The following is a 15526-nucleotide window of genomic DNA, read 5'->3' as shown; positions in this document are numbered from 1 at the left end:
CGGGGAACGGCATCACTTAACAGCGTTAAGGAGACGGGATGAACGAGACAGGGATCGGCGGGACGGGAACGGGCGGCGCCGGGACGGGCGGGACCGGGACGGGCGGGAGGGGAGTGGGCGAGGCGGCCCTGAAGCGGCGCGGGGGCGCGTCCGTGGACGTCCTGATCGTCGGCGCGGGCCCCACCGGCCTCGCCCTCGGCATCGACCTGGCCCGGCGCGGCGTGGACGCGCTGGTGGTGGAGCGCGGCGCGACCCTCGCCCCCGGCTCCCGCGGCAAGGGGCTCCAGCCGCGCACCATGGAGGTCTACGAGGACCTCGGCGTCCTCGACGGGATCCTCGCCGCCGGGGGCCCGTATCCGACGGGGACCGTCTGGCAGGACGGCCGGCGGACCGGGGAGCACCGCATGTTCGACCCGATGCGGGAGGGCGAGGAGATCACCCGTTTCACCGTCCCCTGGATGGTCCCGCAGTGGCGCAACCAGGAGATCCTGCTGGCGCGGCTGGAGGAGCTCGGCGGCACGGTCGCCTTCGGCCGCGAGGTCGTGGGCGTCGACCAGGACGAGGACCGGGTGACGGCGCGGCTCGCCTCCGGCGAGGAGATCCGCGCCCGGTACGCGGTCGCCGCCGACGGGGGCCGTTCGGCGGTCCGCCGGGCGCTCGGCATCGCCATGACGGGCGAGACCGTCGACCCGGACCCGCTGCTGGTGGCGGACGTGCGCATCCCCGCGCTCGACCGGGACCTGTGGCACGTCTTCCCGCCGGGCGACGGGAGCCCGGGCTACGCGTCGGTCTGCCCGCTGGCCGGCACGGAGGACTTCCAGGTGATGGTCCGCTTCCCGGAGGGCACGGACATCGACCTCTCCCCGGACGGCGTGCGCTCGGCGATCGCCGCGCGCACGCATCTCGCGCCCGGGGACGTCACCGAGGTCCTCTGGTCCTCCGACTTCCGCCCCCGCGCGGCCCTCGCGGACCGCTTCCGCGAGGGCCGCGTCTTCCTCGCCGGAGACGCGGCGCACATCCACTCCCCGGCCGGCGGCCAGGGCCTGAACACCAGCGTCCAGGACGCGTACAACCTGGGCTGGAAGCTGGGCGCGGTGCTGCGCGGGCGGGCGCCGCGGGCTCTGCTCGACACCTACGAGGAGGAGCGGCGGCCGGTCGCCGAGCACGTCCTCGGCCTGTCGACGGCGATCCACCGGGACGAGGCGCGCCGGGGCGCGGGAACCCGGCAGCTGGGGCTGCACTACCGGGAGTCGTCGCTGAGCGAGGAGAGCAGGCCGGCTCCGGGCACACTGCGCGCCGGCGACCGCGTCCCGGACCTGACGGTGGACGGCGTCCGCCTCTTCGACCGGCTCCGGGGCCCGGACTGGACCCTGCTCACGCTGGACGACGGGGTCTTCCTGGTCCGCCCGGACGGCCACGTCGGCTGGGCGGGCGAGTCGGCGGCGGGGGCGGCCGCCTACCGCGAGCGGCTGGGACTCGACGGACCGGGATCGGACGGGTCGGGGGCAGACGGGTCGGGGGCGGACGGGTCGGGGGCGGACGGGCCGGGGGCGGGCGGCGGACGGTCCTTCTCCGCGGTGGCCGTCCGCGGCTGACGGCGGGAGCGCGCCGTCCGGGTACGGGAGCGCGCCGTCCGGGTCAGAACGCGTCGGTGGGCACGTACGTGCCCCAGACCGTGCGCAGGGCCTCGCACACCTCGCCCACCGTGGCCCGGGCGCGCAGCGCGTCCTTCATCGGATACAGGACGTTGTCCTCGCCGCGCGCCGCCTTCTTCAGCGCGTCCAGGGCCCGGTCGACCGCCGCCGTGTCGCGCCCGGCCCGCAGCGCTGCGAGCCGTTCCGCCTGCCGGGCCTCGATGGCCGGGTCGACGCGGAGCGGCTCGTAGGGCTCCTCGGCGTCGAGCCGGAAGCGGTTGACGCCCACCACGACCCGCTCGCCCGAGTCGGTCTCCTGCGCGATGCGGTAGGCGTTGTGCTCGATCTCGCCCTTCTGGAAGCCGTGCTCGATGGCCGCCACCGCGCCGCCGAGGTCCTCGACCCTGCGCATGAGCGCGACGGCCGCCTCCTCGACGTCGTCGGTCATCCGCTCGACGGCGTAGGAACCGGCGAAGGGGTCGACGGTCGCCGTCACGTCCGTCTCGTGGGCCAGCACCTGCTGGGTGCGCAGGGCGAGGCGCGCGCTCTTGTCCGTGGGCAGCGCGATCGCCTCGTCGAAGGAGTTGGTGTGCAGGGACTGGGTGCCGCCGAGGACCGCGGCGAGCCCCTGGACGGCGACCCGCACCAGGTTCACCTCCGGCTGCTGGGCCGTGAGCTGCACGCCGGCCGTCTGCGTGTGGAAGCGCAGCATCAGCGATCTGGGGTTGCGCGCGCCGAACTCCTCCTCCATCACGCGGGCCCAGATCCGGCGCGCGGCGCGGAACTTCGCGACCTCCTCGAGGAGGGTCGTGCGGGCGACGAAGAAGAAGGAGAGGCGGGGCGCGAAGTCGTCCACGTCCATCCCCGCCGCCACCGCCGTGCGCACGTACTCGACGCCGTCGGCCAGGGTGAAGGCGATCTCCTGCACGGGCGAGGCGCCCGCCTCCGCCATGTGGTACCCGGAGATGGAGATGGTGTTCCACTTCGGGATCTCGGCCCGGCAGTAGCGGAAGAGGTCGGCGACCAGCCGCAGCGAGGGCTTCGGCGGGAAGATGTAGGTGCCGCGCGCGATGTACTCCTTGAGGACGTCGTTCTGCACCGTGCCGGTGAGGCTCGCCGCCGGGACGCCCTGCTCCTCGCCGACCAGCTCGTACATCAGCAGGAGCAGCGCCGCGGGCGCGTTGATCGTCATCGACGTCGAGACCCGGTCCAGCGGGATCCCGTCGAACAGCACCCGCATGTCCTCGACCGAGTCGATCGCCACGCCCACCTTGCCGACCTCGCCGTGTGCGAGGGGGGCGTCGGAGTCGTGGCCCATCTGGGTGGGCAGGTCGAAGGCGACCGACAGGCCCGTCGTGCCGTGGGCGATCAGCTGCCGGTAGCGGGCGTTGGACTCCGCCGCGGTGCCGAAACCCGCGTACTGGCGCATGGTCCAGGGGCGGCCGGTGTACATCGAGGGGTACACGCCACGGGTGAAAGGGGGCCCGCCCGGCTCGCCCAGCTTCTCGGCGGGATCCCAGCCGGCCAGGTCCTGCGGTCCGTAGACCGGTTCGATGGGCAGTCCGGACTCCGACTCACGCGCCATGGCCGCGATGCCTCCCGCTGGTCTGTCCGCTCCGGGACCTCCCTCACAGGATGGCCGCGGGCGACGGACCCCACAATGCCGCAAGGCCAGGGGGGTGGGGCGGAGGCGGAGCGAGGAGGGTGTCCGGGAGATTCAGGGGCGCGGGCGGGACCGGGGGAACGTGTCCCGCCCGCGCCAGGCGCACGAGCCGAAGGTACGGGGGGAACCCCGGCTCAGTGCAACGGCCGATGACCAGTCGGCTCACTTGTTACTGCGTTCCACCGGCGGAAAACGTCACACCCTTCGCCGAAAAATTTCGACGATCAACAAAACCGCAGGTCAGGGGCCGTGGTGACGGCGGACGTCAGTGGCCGTGGTGACGGCGGGCGTCATGATCGCCACGGCCGCCCACGTTTCCGCCGGCCCCACCGGCCGCATCCCCGCCGTGCGCGCCCTTCCCGCCGTGCGCGCCCTTCCCGCCGTGCGCGCCGTTTGCGTCGTGGAGGGCGGCGTGGGGGGCCGGGTGGGGGGCGCCCCGGTGGCCCCGGTGCTGCCCGTGGCCGGCGTCGCGGTCGTCGTCGCCGTCGTCGCCCCGGCCGGACGTGCCGTCCGAGCCGCCGTGGCCCTTCGCCCCGTCCCCGTCCCCGTTCCCGCCGGTCGCGCCCTTCTTTCCGCCGTTCCGGCCGGTGGCGCCCTTCCCCTTGCCCTTGCCCTTGCCGCGGTGCTCGCCCCGGGCGCTCGCGCCGACGCCGTCCAGGACCCCCGCGCAGTACGCCGGGACCCGCTTCGAGCCGCCCGCCCGGTGCTCCAGGGCGCGCCGGTGCTCGGCGTCCGGCGCCTTGCCGGAGTCGAGTTCACGGCAGGACACGACGACGCCGGGCGGCCACCCGCCGCGCGGTCCCGGTGCGGCCGAGGCGCCGCCGTCCTTCGCCTCGCCCGTGGGCGTTCCGCCGCCGGTGGGCGTCCCGGCGCCGCCCGGGGTCGCCGGGGCCGTGCCGCCGCCGAGCGCGTTCGAGGCGCCCGGGGACGGTGGGACGAGTGCGTGCGGGGACGCCGGGGCGGATACGGAGGTCACGGGGCGGCCCGGTTCCGTACGGCCGAACGGGCCCGGCAGCAGTCCCGTGCCGTTCGCGACCGCCACCCCGCCGGCCATGCCGACGGCCAGCGCCGCGGCGAGCCCCAGACGCGCGGGGCGGCTCCAGCGGGAGGCGCGGCCGGCCGGCGGGAGCGGCCCGCCGATGTGCACGAGGCCGCCGTCGGCGAACGCCTCGTCGCGCGGGAACCGTCCGCCGCGGCCGGACGGCGCGGCCGGGCCGGCGGGGCGGAAGGCGGGGTCGGCGCGGTCCGCGTGCGCCTTGCGGAAGGCGGCCAGGGCCGCGGCCTCGCCGGGGAGTTCCTCGTCGTCACGCGGTCGCCCGGCGGACGTCGCGGACCGCCCGTGCGGCGCGGACGCCCCTGGGGGCTCCGGCAGATCGGAGAGAGCGGCCAGCGCGCCCAGCGTCCGGGCGAGCCGTTCGGCCTCCTCGCGGGCCGCGCCGTCGACAGCGTTGTCCGGTGACTCCCCGCGCAGCAGACGCTCCGCCGTTTCCCGGTCGAGCCACCTGTCCTGCTTGTCGGCCATCACATGTCCTTCTGCGTCCGCGTACGCACATGCGTCACACCCGCGGACACCGCGCGTGAGCGGGGACCCCGCTGGGGCGGCAGCGCGTCGAGCGCCCCGGTCGACTCCGGGTCGTCGCGCAGCAGTTCGGCGAGCTTCTTCAGACCGCGGTGCGCCGCGGTGCGGACCGCGCCGGGGCGTTTGCCGAGCGTCTCGGCGGCCGTCTTGGCGTCCAGTCCCACCACCACGCGCAGGACGACCGCCTCGGCCTGGTCCTGCGGCAGCCGGGCGATGAGGCCGAGGGTGCGGCCGGTGGCCAGCGCCTCCATGGCCTCGCCCGCGGTGTCGGACGCCGCGGCCCGGCCGGTCAGCTCGGTCTCGTCGGCGACCGTCGCCGGACGTCTGCCGCGCATGCGCATGTGGTCCAGGGCGCGGTTGCGGGCGATGCGGGCGGCCCAGCCGCGGAAGCGGTCGGCGTCGCCGCTGAACCTGTCCAGGTCCCGGGCGACCTGGAGCCAGGCCTCCGAGGTCACGTCCTCGGCGTCGAGGTCCCCGACCAGCGTGCGCACGTAGCCGAGCAGGCGCGGGTGCACAGCGCGGTACACGGTCCGGAACGCGCTCTCGTCCCCGTTCTGTGCCGCGAGCACCGCGGCTGTCAGCTCCGCGTCGTCCCCCACGTCGTGGTTCCTCGGTCGATGGTGCGCGGTTTCTGACCGCAGGTCGTTCGCGGTGGTCTGCCGCTTGGCCGTCCGGCGCGAAAGGCACGTTACGACCTGAAACAGCCGCGCGTCCATGTCCGTAGAACATGCAACTAACTCGTGACGCGGTGGACGTACTCGGGGTGTGACAGAAAACGCACTCCCGGCGCTGTAGGGAGTACGGGCCGCCGCGCGGCCCGTGCCGCGCGACGGCCGGGGCCTCTCCTGTGGGGGGTGGCGGCCTCGGCCGTTGCCTTGGCGGCACCGCTCACCACCCGTCGCCGCCTCCGGCGTCCCGCGCCTTCGCCCGCGCCTTCACGGCCGCTGTCGCCGCATCGGCCTCAGCGCCTTCGTCCCGGCCCTCACCGGCCAGTCGTCGTCGCCGATCCCGGCCGTGCCCGCGGTACGGGCCGCGCCGTCCCGTCCGGCCGGGCGGCCTCACCGCTCCCGCCGCTCTTCCCCGTCCCGCCGGTCGCCCCGCCCGCCTCGCCGGTGGCGCCGCCCGTCTTCCCGGTCCCGCCGGACGTGCCGGTCGCGTAACCCGTCTTCCCGGTCCCGCCGGACGTGCCGGTGCCACCCGCCTTGCCGGTGCCCCCGCCCACCCTGCCGGTGGCGCCCGCCTTGCCGGTGCCGCCGCCCGTCTTCCCGGTCCCGCCGGACGTGCCGGTCGCGTCGCCCCTGCCGGACCCGGCGCTGCCCCCGGCGGCGCCCGTTCTGCCCGCCTCGCCGGTCGGGCCGCCCTTCGCGGCGGGTGCGCGGCGGCCGGGCGCCGCGCAGTACGCCTCGACGTTCTTCTCGCCGCCGGCCGCCGCCACGAGCCGCCGCCAGTCGGCCGGGTCGAGGCCGTCGCCCCGGCCGTGGGCCTTCTCGTAGGCACGGCAGCGGGCGGCCGCTTCCTTGTCGGTCCCGCCCTTCGCCGGACGGTCGCGGCCGGCGCCGTCCGTGGCGGACGGAACGGCGGAGAGCGCCCCGGACGGGTCGGCCGCCGCCCCCGCCGACTGCCGGGGACGCCCCTCGCCGCCCCTCGGGACGCCGACGCCGATGCCGTCGCCGTCGTCCGTGCCGGAGTCGATCGCGGCGAACGCGGCCCCGCCGAGCGTGATCCCGGCGATCAGCGCGCAGAGCGTGACCCGCAGCGAGCGGGCGGTGTGCCGCCGGGCCCGCGGCCGCCAGTCGTCGCGACGCCGGGGACGGACCCGGCCCGCCCGTCCGTGCCGGGCGTCCCGGGCGGCGCGGAACGCGGCGACGGCCCGCCGCTCGCCCGCGCTCACCTCGACGCCGTCGGCCTCCTCGCCGCCCGCACCGCCCTCGCCGCCGGCGTCGCCCTTCCGCGGACGGACGGCCGGCGCGCGCAGGGCACGGGCGAGCAGCTCCTCCAGTCCCGGCGGGGCGGCGAGGGCGTCGTCGGGGCGCGCGCGCCGACGGCCGTGGCCCGTGCCGTCGTTCAGCCGTTCACCCATGTCCGCTTCCGCCTCTGTCCCAAACGTCCGTTGCGACCGCCCGCCCGGCCGCCGGCCGTGCCGCCCGCCCGTGGGCCGTGCGCCGATCCCTCGGTGATCGATACGGCCCTGGGGCGTCACCGTTCACGTCGACTCCCCCAGCGTCCCGGGCCCGCCATCCGTCACACCCTCGCCGCCGCGCCCGTGCGCGCCCCCCTCGCCCGCGGCGCCCAGCTGCCCGGCGAGCCGCTTCAGCCCCCGGTGGGCGGCCGTGCGCACGGCGCCGGGCCGCTTGCCGAGCACGCGGGCCGCGGCCGGGCCGTCCAGTCCGATGACGACCCGCAGCAGCACGGCCTCCGCCTGGTCCCGGGGCAGCCCGCGCACCAGCTCCAGGGCCTGCGCGGTGGAGAGGGACTCCAGCGCCAGGTCGTGGGTGCTGTGCGGCCCGGGCAGGTCGAGGACGACGTCCTGCTCCAGCGCCGCCGAGCGCGGCCGCACGCGCAGCCGGCGCAGGTGGTCCAGGGCCCGGTGCCGGGCGATGGTCGCCGTCCAGCCCCGGAACCCGGCGCCGTCGCCGCGGAACCGCCCCAGGTCCCGGGCTATCTCCAGCCAGGCGTCGGAGGCGACGTCCTCCGCCTCCTCGCCGACGATCCCGCGCAGATAGCCGAGCAGTCTGGGCTGGACGATCCGGTACGCCACGGCGAACGCGGCCTCGTCCCCGGCCTGGGCCCGTGCCACGGCCGCCCCCAGTTCCCCGTCGTACGCGTGCGCGCGCCGGGGTTCCCCTCCCTGGCCCAAGACGTTCCTCGTTCGTGCGTGTGCGGTGCGGGCGCGCGGCTCCCCCGCCGGACACCGGTCCGGATGCGGCCGCGCTCCCACGGTCATCAGCGTCGCCCCGCACGGAAGTGTCACAGCCCGCGCACGCGCCGCCGCCGCCCGCCACCTCCGCCCGCTACCGCCGCCCGCCCATCGCGTCCCGGCACAGCAGGCGCAGGGAGCCGTGGCCCGCGTGGCAGCGGCGGGCCTCGTCGAGGGGCTCCCACAGGCGGCCGTCGGGGGTGCGGACCCAGTGGTCGCCGCCGGAGGCCCACCATTCGGCGCCGGTCTGCCGGACGATCACCTCGCCCGCGTACGCCCCGAGTCCGCGCAGCACGCTCTCGACGGAGGCGTAGGGCGTGCCCTCGCGTCGCAGTTCCCCGATCATGCGGTCGACGCGCCACAGGCTCTGCGCGGAGTGGTCGAGGTGCGGTCGCACGCCCTCGGGCGCGGCGGCCACCGCCTCGGCCGCCCACCGCACCGGCCTGCCGGCCGCGGAGGGCCGGGCAGGCCGGTCGGACGGGCCCGGTGGGGCGGACGGTCCGGGTGAGGCGGAGGGGGCGGCCCCGCCGCTCACGCCGGGCTTGTCGGTTCGGTCGGTCTGGTCGGTCGTCCTGCGCGTCACACTGGGAAGAGCGAGGACGTCGCGGGTTGTGTCACTCGGATCCCGGGTCTTCCCGGGACCGGTGCAGGACCGCCCCACAGCCGCCACATCCCCCGCACCGCTCTCACGTGACTCCCGTCCCGCCACGCCTCACGGCCTCCCGCGCCTCACGCACCTCACGTGGCTCACGCGTCTCACGTTCGTCCGCGGGCGCGCCGGGACACCACCGCGCGCAGCACCCGGCGGCCCTCGGTGGACACCTCCAGCGCGTGACGCAGTCCGCCGGCGCCGTGGCCCGCGAGGATCTCCAGGACCGTGACCTGGCGGCGCAGTTCGGCGGCGACGAGGGGTGACATGCCCTCGGTGCGGCCCTCGCGGCGGGAGTCGACGGGAGCGTCGTCCGGCGTGGGGTCGAGCAGGCCGTGGATCCGGAGCGAGGCGACGGAGCAGGCGTCCGCCCACGCCCGCACCCCGGCGGCACGGCGGTCGTCCGGGGCCGCCGCCAGCATCCCGTGCGCGAGGAGCACGGCCTCGTCGCCCTGCGCCGCGGGGGCGCCGAGCTTGTCACGCGCCCGTTCCACCAGCTCGCCCCATTCGGCGGCGTCCGCGTCCTCCGTGAGGTTGCCCCACAGGGGGCGCAGGATCTCGTCGTCGCCCCCCAGCAGGGGCAGACACCGATCCAAACAAGCCAGCCCGCCGGCCACCAGTCCGCGCTCGTCGGCCTGAGCGATCAGTTCCACCAGGCTCATCCACGCCTCCCTCGCCAGGGCGCCTTCCTTACGGAGCCCGCACTTCCCCTTACTGCGCGCGACGGGCCAGGAGTGTCACAGGGGGCTCGTTTCGGCCAGCGGCGAGGAGGACCGTCGGGGAGGTGCGGGGCGGCTCAGCCCAGCTTGTTCGCCAGTGCCGTGAACTGTGCCCAGGACAGCTCGGGCGTCCGGGAGTCCCACAGTTTCTGCGAGGTCGCCCGCAGCGGCATCCGGATGCCGGCCGCGACCTGGGCCTGCGTCTGGGAGCCGGCGAGGTCGCACCAGACCGAGAGGGAGCCGCCGAGGATCTGGGCGTCGTACTTCGCGGGCACGGGCGTGGTGCCGCGCAGCACGCGCGGGGTCCACTGCTCGTAGATGCGCCGCCCGGTGGGGTAGGCGAAGTCGTTGGGCTCGCCGAGGACGTAGTAGAGGTACTCGTCGTTGTAGTTGAGCATCTTGCGGCCCGTGCTCAGGTACTCGACGGGCGGGCGCGCCCCGATCTCCTTGCCGGTCCAGTACGCCACCACGAGGTCGGAGGCCGGTTTCACCGACGTGCCGCGGAAGAAGCCGTCGTTCCACACCCGCATGGTCCGGTCGTGGGCGCGAACGGTGTCGGCGCGGTCGTTGAGCCAGCCCGTGGTGAGGTCGGCGACGCCCGCGCCGGAGCCGTACCGGGCGCGTGCCGCCGCGGCGAGCTGCGGGTAGGAGGCGGCCGGGCTGGACACCGTCAGGGCCTGGTACTCGTCGCCGCCGAGGTGCCAGTAGGCGCCGGGGAACACGCTTGCGTACTCGTTCAGCAGGTCGTCCAGGAGGTCCGCGGACGCGCCCTTGGAGATGTCGATGGCCCCGCGGGTGGCCACTCCGCTCGCGTTGCGCAGTTGCAGCTCGGGGTGGGCGGCGAGGACGGCGCCCAGGTGCCCCGGTGAGTCGATCTCCGGGACGACGGTGATGTGCCGGCTCGCCGCGAGGTCGACGATCCTCTTCACCTGGGCCTTGGTGAGGTGCTCGCGGGCGACGATCTCCGGGTGGCTGTCGGACTCGATCCGGAAGGACTGGTCGTCGGAGAAGTGCAGGCCGAGCTGGTTGTACTTGAGGTCGCCCAGCTCGCGGACCCGGTCCTCGATCCAGTCGGGGCTGAAGTACTTGCGCGCGATGTCCAGCGTGAACCCGCGCTGCGGTTTGGCCGGCTGGTCGCGCACGACGCCCTCGGGGGCCGTGCCGCCGCCGTGCACCTCCTGCTTGAGGGTGCGGGTGCCGTAGAACACCCCCGCGTCGGACGGCCCGCTGACGGTGACCCGGCCGCCGCGCACGGTCATGGTGTACGACTCCGGGTTCGCGCCCTCGTCGTCGTTGAGCGCCAGCCGCAGGTCGCCGGCGCGCACGTCGCTCTTCCGGCCGGCGTACGTCATTCCCAGCTCGCCGGCGATCAGCCGGCCCTCGTCGGCGAGGTCGGCGTCGCTCACCACGACCCGGTGACCGGCGGCGGGACGCCAGCCCGGGCCGCGCGCCGGGGTGTGGGCGCGGACGGCGGGGATGGTCCGGGGCGCGGTGGACAGGGGGTAGGTGCGGCTGGGGGTCGGCGCGGCCGGGGGCGCCGCGGGGGATGCGGCGGAGTCGCCCGCCGAGGTCCTGGCCGCCTGCCGCGAGGCGGCCGACCCGGCGGGCGTCCCGGTGTCCTCGCCGGACGAGGCCCACACGCCCAGTCCGACGCCGAGCGCGGCGACCAGTCCGCCCGCCAGCAGCGCCCGTGGCGCCACCGCGCCCCGCGTCCCGCGCCGGGGTCCGCGCCGCGGCTCCGTCTTCGGCGTCGACCGCCGATGCCTGTGCCTGCTCACCCCGCCAACCGTACGACCCCCGTCCCGTGCGGGCGCGTCGAAGACCACGCGACAGGGTCCACGACACGTTCTGAAACTCTCCCGTTCGAGTGAAATTCAGGCGTCCGTCGGACACGTACTGACCGCTCTCGATAACGTAGCGACACATTCTTCACTGCATCCCCTGCCACATCACACGTGACGCGAGGATCCACGCTGCCTGCGCACCCTCCCTCCCCTCTGTCCGGCTGCCTCGCCATACCGGCGCAGACCCGGGTCTCACGCGCACCCCTGCTCGACGGCTTCAACGACGCGCCCGTCGACGAGGCGCTCCGCACGCTCCTCGCCTGCCTGCGCAGCCCCGGATGGGCCCGCCGGGTCGCCGCCCACCGGCCCTACCCGACCCTGGACGCCCTCCTGGCCGCGTCGGACGAGGCCGCGTACGACCTGACCTCGGCCGATCTGGCGGAGGCGCTGGCCGCGGAGACCCTGCCCGCCCTGCCGGACGACGCGTACGGCGCGGCCCACACCGCCCTCGGCGCGGCGCACGCCGCCTACGAGGCCCGCTTCGGCCACGCCTTCGTCATCAGCCTGGCGGCCGTCCCGCCGGACGAGCGCCTGGACCACGTCCTGGAGGGCATCCGGTCACGATTGGCGAACGATCCCGAGGACGAGCGGGTGGTGGCGGCCGAGGAGCTGCGCCGCCTCGCCAAGGCGCGGCTGGCGAGCCGCTTCAGGGCCTCCGGGCCGTGATCCGCGCGTCGGCGTGGCGAGGCGCGACCCGCCGGGGCGGGCCCCTGCGCGGCGCACAGCCGCCCAATGCGGGGCAGACGGCCGCATAACCCTCCCCGAAGGCCGGGGACGCTCACCCATACGCGTGCCACTTTGATCACACCGGTAGGCCCGGCGTAAGCCCGACGCCGGTGCATCGCTACGATGCTGGGGGCCGGTGGACCGTACCCGGCCGGGCCCGTCCGACACCGAAGCCGGCAGGCCCCAATCCCCGCTCCCGGAGGGTTCTTCCGTGCCGGCTGGAACGCTGTACCGCGGCCGGGAAGGAATGTGGTCCTGGGTGGCTCATCGAGTCACCGGCGTCCTCATCTTCTTCTTCCTGTTCGTCCACGTGCTCGACACCGCGCTCGTGCGTGTCTCCCCCGAGGACTACGACAAGGTCGTAGCCACCTACAAGACCCCGATCGTCGCGCTGCTGGAGTACGGCCTCGTCGCCGCCATCCTCTTCCACGCGCTCAACGGTCTGCGCGTCATCGCCGTCGACTTCTGGTCGAAGGGCCCGCGCTACCAGAAGCAGATGCTCTGGAGCGTCGTCGGCCTGTGGCTGGTGCTGATGCTCGGGGCGATCTACCCCGTTCTCGGGCACGCCGCTCGTGAACTGTTCGGGAGCTGACACCGATGGCCACCACTGAATCCACCGCTGCCGGCATCGGCCCCGTCGAGGACGGCGCGTTCTACGGCGTCGACAACCCGGCGCCCGTCATCGAGGCCCCGCGCAAGCGCACCCGGAAGACCCCGAAGTCCACCCGGGGCAACTTCGAGATGGCCGCCTGGCTCTTCATGCGCCTGTCCGGCGTCGTCCTGGTCGTCCTGGTCCTGGGCCACCTGCTGATCCAGCTCGTCCTGGACGGCGGCGTCTCCAAGATCGGCTTCGCCTTCGTGGCCGGCCGCTGGGCGTCCCCGTTCTGGCAGGTCTGGGACCTGCTGATGCTGTGGCTCGCGATGCTGCACGGCGCCAACGGTCTGCGCACGGTCGTCAACGACTACGCGGAGCGCGCGAACACCCGGCTGTGGCTGAAGGGCCTGCTCTACACCGCCACGGTGTTCACCATCCTGCTGGGCACGCTGGTGATCTTCACCTTCGACCCGAACATCCGCTAGGCACGGGGTTGCGAGAATCATGAAGATCCACAAGTACGACACCGTCATCGTCGGCGCCGGCGGCGCCGGTATGCGCGCCGCCATCGAGTCGACGAAGCGCAGCCGCACCGCCGTGCTGACCAAGCTCTACCCCACCCGCTCCCACACGGGCGCGGCGCAGGGCGGCATGGCCGCCGCGCTCGCCAACGTGGAGGAGGACAACTGGGAGTGGCACACCTTCGACACGGTCAAGGGCGGTGACTACCTGGTCGACCAGGACGCCGCCGAGATCCTGGCGAAGGAGGCCATCGACTCGGTCCTCGACCTGGAGAAGATGGGCCTGCCGTTCAACCGGACGCCCGACGGCACGATCGACCAGCGCCGCTTCGGCGGTCACAGCCGCAACCACGGTGAGGCCCCGGTCCGCCGGTCCTGCTACGCGGCCGACCGCACCGGTCACATGATCCTCCAGACGCTGTACCAGAACTGCGTGAAGGAGGGCGTGGAGTTCTACAACGAGTTCTACGTCCTCGACCAGCTCATCACCGAGGTCGACGGCGTCAAGCGGTCGGCGGGCGTGGTGGCGTACGAGCTGGCCACCGGCGAGATCCACGTCTTCCAGGCGAAGGCCGTGATCTACGCCTCCGGCGGCTGCGGCAAGTTCTTCAAGGTGACGTCGAACGCGCACACCCTGACCGGTGACGGCCAGGCGGCCGTGTACCGGCGCGGGCTGCCGCTGGAGGACATGGAGTTCTTCCAGTTCCACCCGACCGGCATCTGGCGCATGGGCATCCTGCTGACGGAGGGCGCCCGCGGTGAGGGCGGCATCCTGCGCAACAAGGACGGCGAGCGCTTCATGGAGAAGTACGCGCCGGTCATGAAGGACCTCGCGTCCCGTGACGTCGTCTCCCGCTCGATCTACACGGAGATCCGTGAGGGCCGCGGCTGCGGTCCCGAGGGCGACCACGTCTACCTCGACCTCACCCACCTCCCGCCGGAGCAGCTGGACGCGAAGCTGCCCGACATCACGGAGTTCGCGCGCACCTACCTCGGCATCGAGCCCTACACGGACCCGATCCCGATCCAGCCCACCGCGCACTACGCCATGGGCGGCATCCCGACCAACGTCGAGGGCGAGGTCCTCAGCGACAACACGACGGTCGTGCCGGGCCTGTACGCGGCCGGCGAGGTCGCCTGCGTGTCGGTGCACGGCGCGAACCGTCTGGGCACGAACTCGCTGCTGGACATCAACGTGTTCGGCAAGCGGGCCGGCATCGCCGCCGCCGAGTACTCCCAGAAGGCGGACTACGTCGAGCTGCCGGAGAACCCGGCCGAGCTGGTCGTCGCCCAGGTGGAGCGGCTGCGGGCGTCCACGGGCACCGAGCGCGTGTCGGTCCTGCGCCGCGAGCTCCAGGAGACCATGGACGCGAACGTCATGGTGTTCCGCACGGAGCAGACGATCAAGACGGCGGTCGAGAAGATCGCCGAGCTGCGCGAGCGCTACAAGAACGTGTCGATCCAGGACAAGGGCAAGCGGTTCAACACGGACCTGCTGGAAGCCGTCGAGCTGGGCAACCTGCTGGACCTGGCCGAGGTCATGGCCATCTCCGCGCTGGCCCGCAAGGAGTCCCGCGGCGGTCACTACCGCGAGGACTACCCCAACCGCGACGACGTCAACTTCATGCGCCACACCATGGCGTACCGCGAGGTGGGCGACGACGGCACCGAGACCGTCCGTCTCGACTACAAGCCGGTCGTCCAGACCCGCTACCAGCCGATGGAGCGTAAGTACTGATGGCAACCCCGACCCTCGACAAGGCGGACGCGGCCGGCGCCCCCGAGCCCGGCTTCGCCGACTCCCCGTACATCACGGTCACCCTCCGCGTGCGCCGCTTCAACCCCGAGGTCTCGGCCGAGGCGGTGTGGGAAGACTTCCAGCTGGAGATCGACCCGAAGGAGCGCGTCCTCGACGCCCTCCACAAGATCAAGTGGGAGGTCGACGGCACCCTCACCTTCCGCCGTTCCTGCGCCCACGGCATCTGCGGCTCGGACGCCATGCGGATCAACGGCAAGAACCGTCTGGCGTGCAAGACGCTGATCAAGGACATCAACCCCGCGAAGCCGATCACGGTCGAGGCCATAAAGGGCCTGACGGTCCTGAAGGACCTGGTCGTCGACATGGAGCCGTTCTTCCAGGCGTACCGCGACGTGATGCCCTTCCTGATCACGAAGGACACCAACGAGCCGACGCGCGAGCGCTTCCAGACCGCGGAGGACCGCGAGCGCTTCGACGACACCACCAAGTGCATCCTGTGCGCGGCGTGCACGTCGTCCTGCCCGGTGTTCTGGAACGACGGGCAGTACTTCGGCCCCGCGGCGATCGTCAACGCCCACCGCTTCATCTTCGACTCGCGTGACGAGGCGGGCGAGCAGCGGCTGGAGATCCTGAACGACAAGGACGGCGTCTGGCGCTGCCGTACGACGTTCAACTGCACGGACGCCTGCCCGCGTGGCATCGAGGTCACGAAGGCGATCCAGGAGGTGAAGCGGGCGCTGATCACGCGCCGCTTCTGACGCCGGCCTCCGGCACGCCGTTTCGAGGGCCCCGTTTCCCGGTTTCCGCCGGGAAACGGGGCCCTTCGGCGTGCCCGTTCCACGATCGGGTGAACGTGATCAAGAAGGACACCGACGGGCCGCCCGGCCTACGATGATGCTCTCGACACCAGCCCCGAGGAG

Annotated in this window: 14 protein-coding genes; 6 read left to right on the top strand and 8 right to left on the bottom strand. The window is 74.0% G+C overall.

Annotation, left to right across the window (positions count from 1 at the left end; translation table 11 throughout):
• Window positions 1-38: 38 nt before the first annotated feature.
• Window positions 39-1595 carry an FAD-dependent monooxygenase gene (locus OG802_RS22045; RefSeq protein WP_329412952.1) on the top strand — a complete coding sequence of 519 codons (1557 nt, stop codon included), beginning with the start codon at window positions 39-41 and terminating at the stop codon, window positions 1593-1595.
• A 43-nt stretch (window positions 1596-1638) separates the two neighbouring features.
• On the opposite strand, the gene OG802_RS22040 is transcribed toward OG802_RS22045, so the two are convergent.
• The 8 genes from OG802_RS22040 to OG802_RS22005 all read right to left on the bottom strand — a co-directional run bounded on the left by OG802_RS22040 (window position 1639) and on the right by OG802_RS22005 (window position 10843).
• Window positions 1639-3219 carry an acyl-CoA mutase large subunit family protein gene (locus OG802_RS22040; protein ID WP_329412950.1) on the bottom strand — a complete coding sequence of 527 codons (1581 nt, stop codon included), beginning with the start codon at window positions 3217-3219 and terminating at the stop codon, window positions 1639-1641.
• A 343-nt stretch (window positions 3220-3562) separates the two neighbouring features.
• On the bottom strand, window positions 3563-4819 hold the full coding sequence (locus tag OG802_RS22035) for a hypothetical protein (RefSeq protein WP_329412948.1): 1257 nt from the start codon (window positions 4817-4819) through the stop codon (window positions 3563-3565).
• Window positions 4819-5475, bottom strand: coding sequence for an RNA polymerase sigma factor (locus tag OG802_RS22030; RefSeq protein WP_329412946.1), 657 nt, complete (start codon window positions 5473-5475; stop codon window positions 4819-4821). The genes OG802_RS22035 and OG802_RS22030 overlap by 1 nt, the downstream gene beginning before the upstream one ends.
• A 383-nt stretch (window positions 5476-5858) precedes the next feature.
• Window positions 5859-6956 (bottom strand): hypothetical protein, encoded by a 1098-nt coding sequence (locus OG802_RS22025; protein ID WP_329412944.1) that lies wholly within the window; start codon window positions 6954-6956, stop codon window positions 5859-5861.
• A gap of 123 nt (window positions 6957-7079) precedes the next feature.
• Window positions 7080-7733 carry an RNA polymerase sigma factor gene (locus OG802_RS22020; RefSeq protein WP_329412942.1) on the bottom strand — a complete coding sequence of 218 codons (654 nt, stop codon included), beginning with the start codon at window positions 7731-7733 and terminating at the stop codon, window positions 7080-7082.
• Between the two features lie 154 nt (window positions 7734-7887).
• Window positions 7888-8232 (bottom strand): hypothetical protein, encoded by a 345-nt coding sequence (locus OG802_RS22015; protein ID WP_329417282.1) that lies wholly within the window; start codon window positions 8230-8232, stop codon window positions 7888-7890.
• Between the two features lie 317 nt (window positions 8233-8549).
• The gene (locus OG802_RS22010; RefSeq protein ID WP_329412941.1) at window positions 8550-9104 is read right to left on the bottom strand and encodes a hypothetical protein; all 555 of its coding nucleotides are present in this window, start codon (window positions 9102-9104) and stop codon (window positions 8550-8552) included.
• 134 nt (window positions 9105-9238) lie between these two features.
• Complete coding sequence (locus OG802_RS22005) at window positions 9239-10843, bottom strand: beta-N-acetylhexosaminidase (protein ID WP_329417273.1); 1605 nt, start codon at window positions 10841-10843, stop codon at window positions 9239-9241.
• Between the two features lie 273 nt (window positions 10844-11116).
• Here OG802_RS22005 and OG802_RS22000 point away from each other — a divergent pair, with 273 nt between their 5' ends.
• The 5 genes from OG802_RS22000 to OG802_RS21980 all read left to right on the top strand — a co-directional run bounded on the left by OG802_RS22000 (window position 11117) and on the right by OG802_RS21980 (window position 15364).
• A complete protein-coding gene (locus OG802_RS22000) occupies window positions 11117-11671 on the top strand; it encodes a 2-oxo-4-hydroxy-4-carboxy-5-ureidoimidazoline decarboxylase (RefSeq protein WP_329412939.1) in 555 nt (184 codons plus the stop codon).
• A 271-nt stretch (window positions 11672-11942) separates the two neighbouring features.
• On the top strand, window positions 11943-12323 hold the full coding sequence (sdhC, locus tag OG802_RS21995; RefSeq protein WP_078504082.1) for a succinate dehydrogenase, cytochrome b556 subunit: 381 nt from the start codon (window positions 11943-11945) through the stop codon (window positions 12321-12323).
• A gap of 5 nt (window positions 12324-12328) precedes the next feature.
• Window positions 12329-12811: a succinate dehydrogenase hydrophobic membrane anchor subunit gene (locus OG802_RS21990; RefSeq protein ID WP_329412935.1), complete on the top strand. Its 483-nt coding sequence runs from the start codon at window positions 12329-12331 to the stop codon at window positions 12809-12811.
• Window positions 12812-12830: 19 nt separating this feature from the next.
• Complete coding sequence (gene sdhA / locus OG802_RS21985) at window positions 12831-14585, top strand: succinate dehydrogenase flavoprotein subunit (RefSeq protein ID WP_329412933.1); 1755 nt, start codon at window positions 12831-12833, stop codon at window positions 14583-14585.
• A complete protein-coding gene (locus OG802_RS21980; RefSeq protein WP_329412932.1) occupies window positions 14585-15364 on the top strand; it encodes a succinate dehydrogenase iron-sulfur subunit in 780 nt (259 codons plus the stop codon). The genes sdhA and OG802_RS21980 overlap by 1 nt, the downstream gene beginning before the upstream one ends.
• Window positions 15365-15526 lie beyond the last annotated feature (162 nt).

The organism is Streptomyces sp. NBC_00704 (genome assembly GCF_036226605.1).
In the GTDB taxonomy this organism is placed as follows: Bacteria; Actinomycetota; Actinomycetes; order Streptomycetales; family Streptomycetaceae; genus Streptomyces.
Note: the sequence above shows the minus strand (reverse complement) of the source record. Positions and strands in the feature narration are given on the sequence as shown.

What these genes read in the sequence shown, in the direction of transcription:
- OG802_RS22010 (WP_329412941.1), bottom strand. Translation starts at nt 9,104, where the DNA reads ATGAGCCTGGTGGAACTGATCGCTCAGGCCGACGAGCGCGGACTGGTG.
- OG802_RS22045 (WP_329412952.1), top strand. Translation starts at nt 39, where the DNA reads ATGAACGAGACAGGGATCGGCGGGACGGGAACGGGCGGCGCCGGGACG.
- OG802_RS22040 (WP_329412950.1), bottom strand. Translation starts at nt 3,219, where the DNA reads ATGGCGCGTGAGTCGGAGTCCGGACTGCCCATCGAACCGGTCTACGGA.
- OG802_RS22035 (WP_329412948.1), bottom strand. Translation starts at nt 4,819, where the DNA reads ATGGCCGACAAGCAGGACAGGTGGCTCGACCGGGAAACGGCGGAGCGT.
- sdhA (WP_329412933.1), top strand. Translation starts at nt 12,831, where the DNA reads ATGAAGATCCACAAGTACGACACCGTCATCGTCGGCGCCGGCGGCGCC.
- OG802_RS21990 (WP_329412935.1), top strand. Translation starts at nt 12,329, where the DNA reads ATGGCCACCACTGAATCCACCGCTGCCGGCATCGGCCCCGTCGAGGAC.
- OG802_RS22025 (WP_329412944.1), bottom strand. Translation starts at nt 6,956, where the DNA reads ATGGGTGAACGGCTGAACGACGGCACGGGCCACGGCCGTCGGCGCGCG.
- OG802_RS21980 (WP_329412932.1), top strand. Translation starts at nt 14,585, where the DNA reads ATGGCAACCCCGACCCTCGACAAGGCGGACGCGGCCGGCGCCCCCGAG.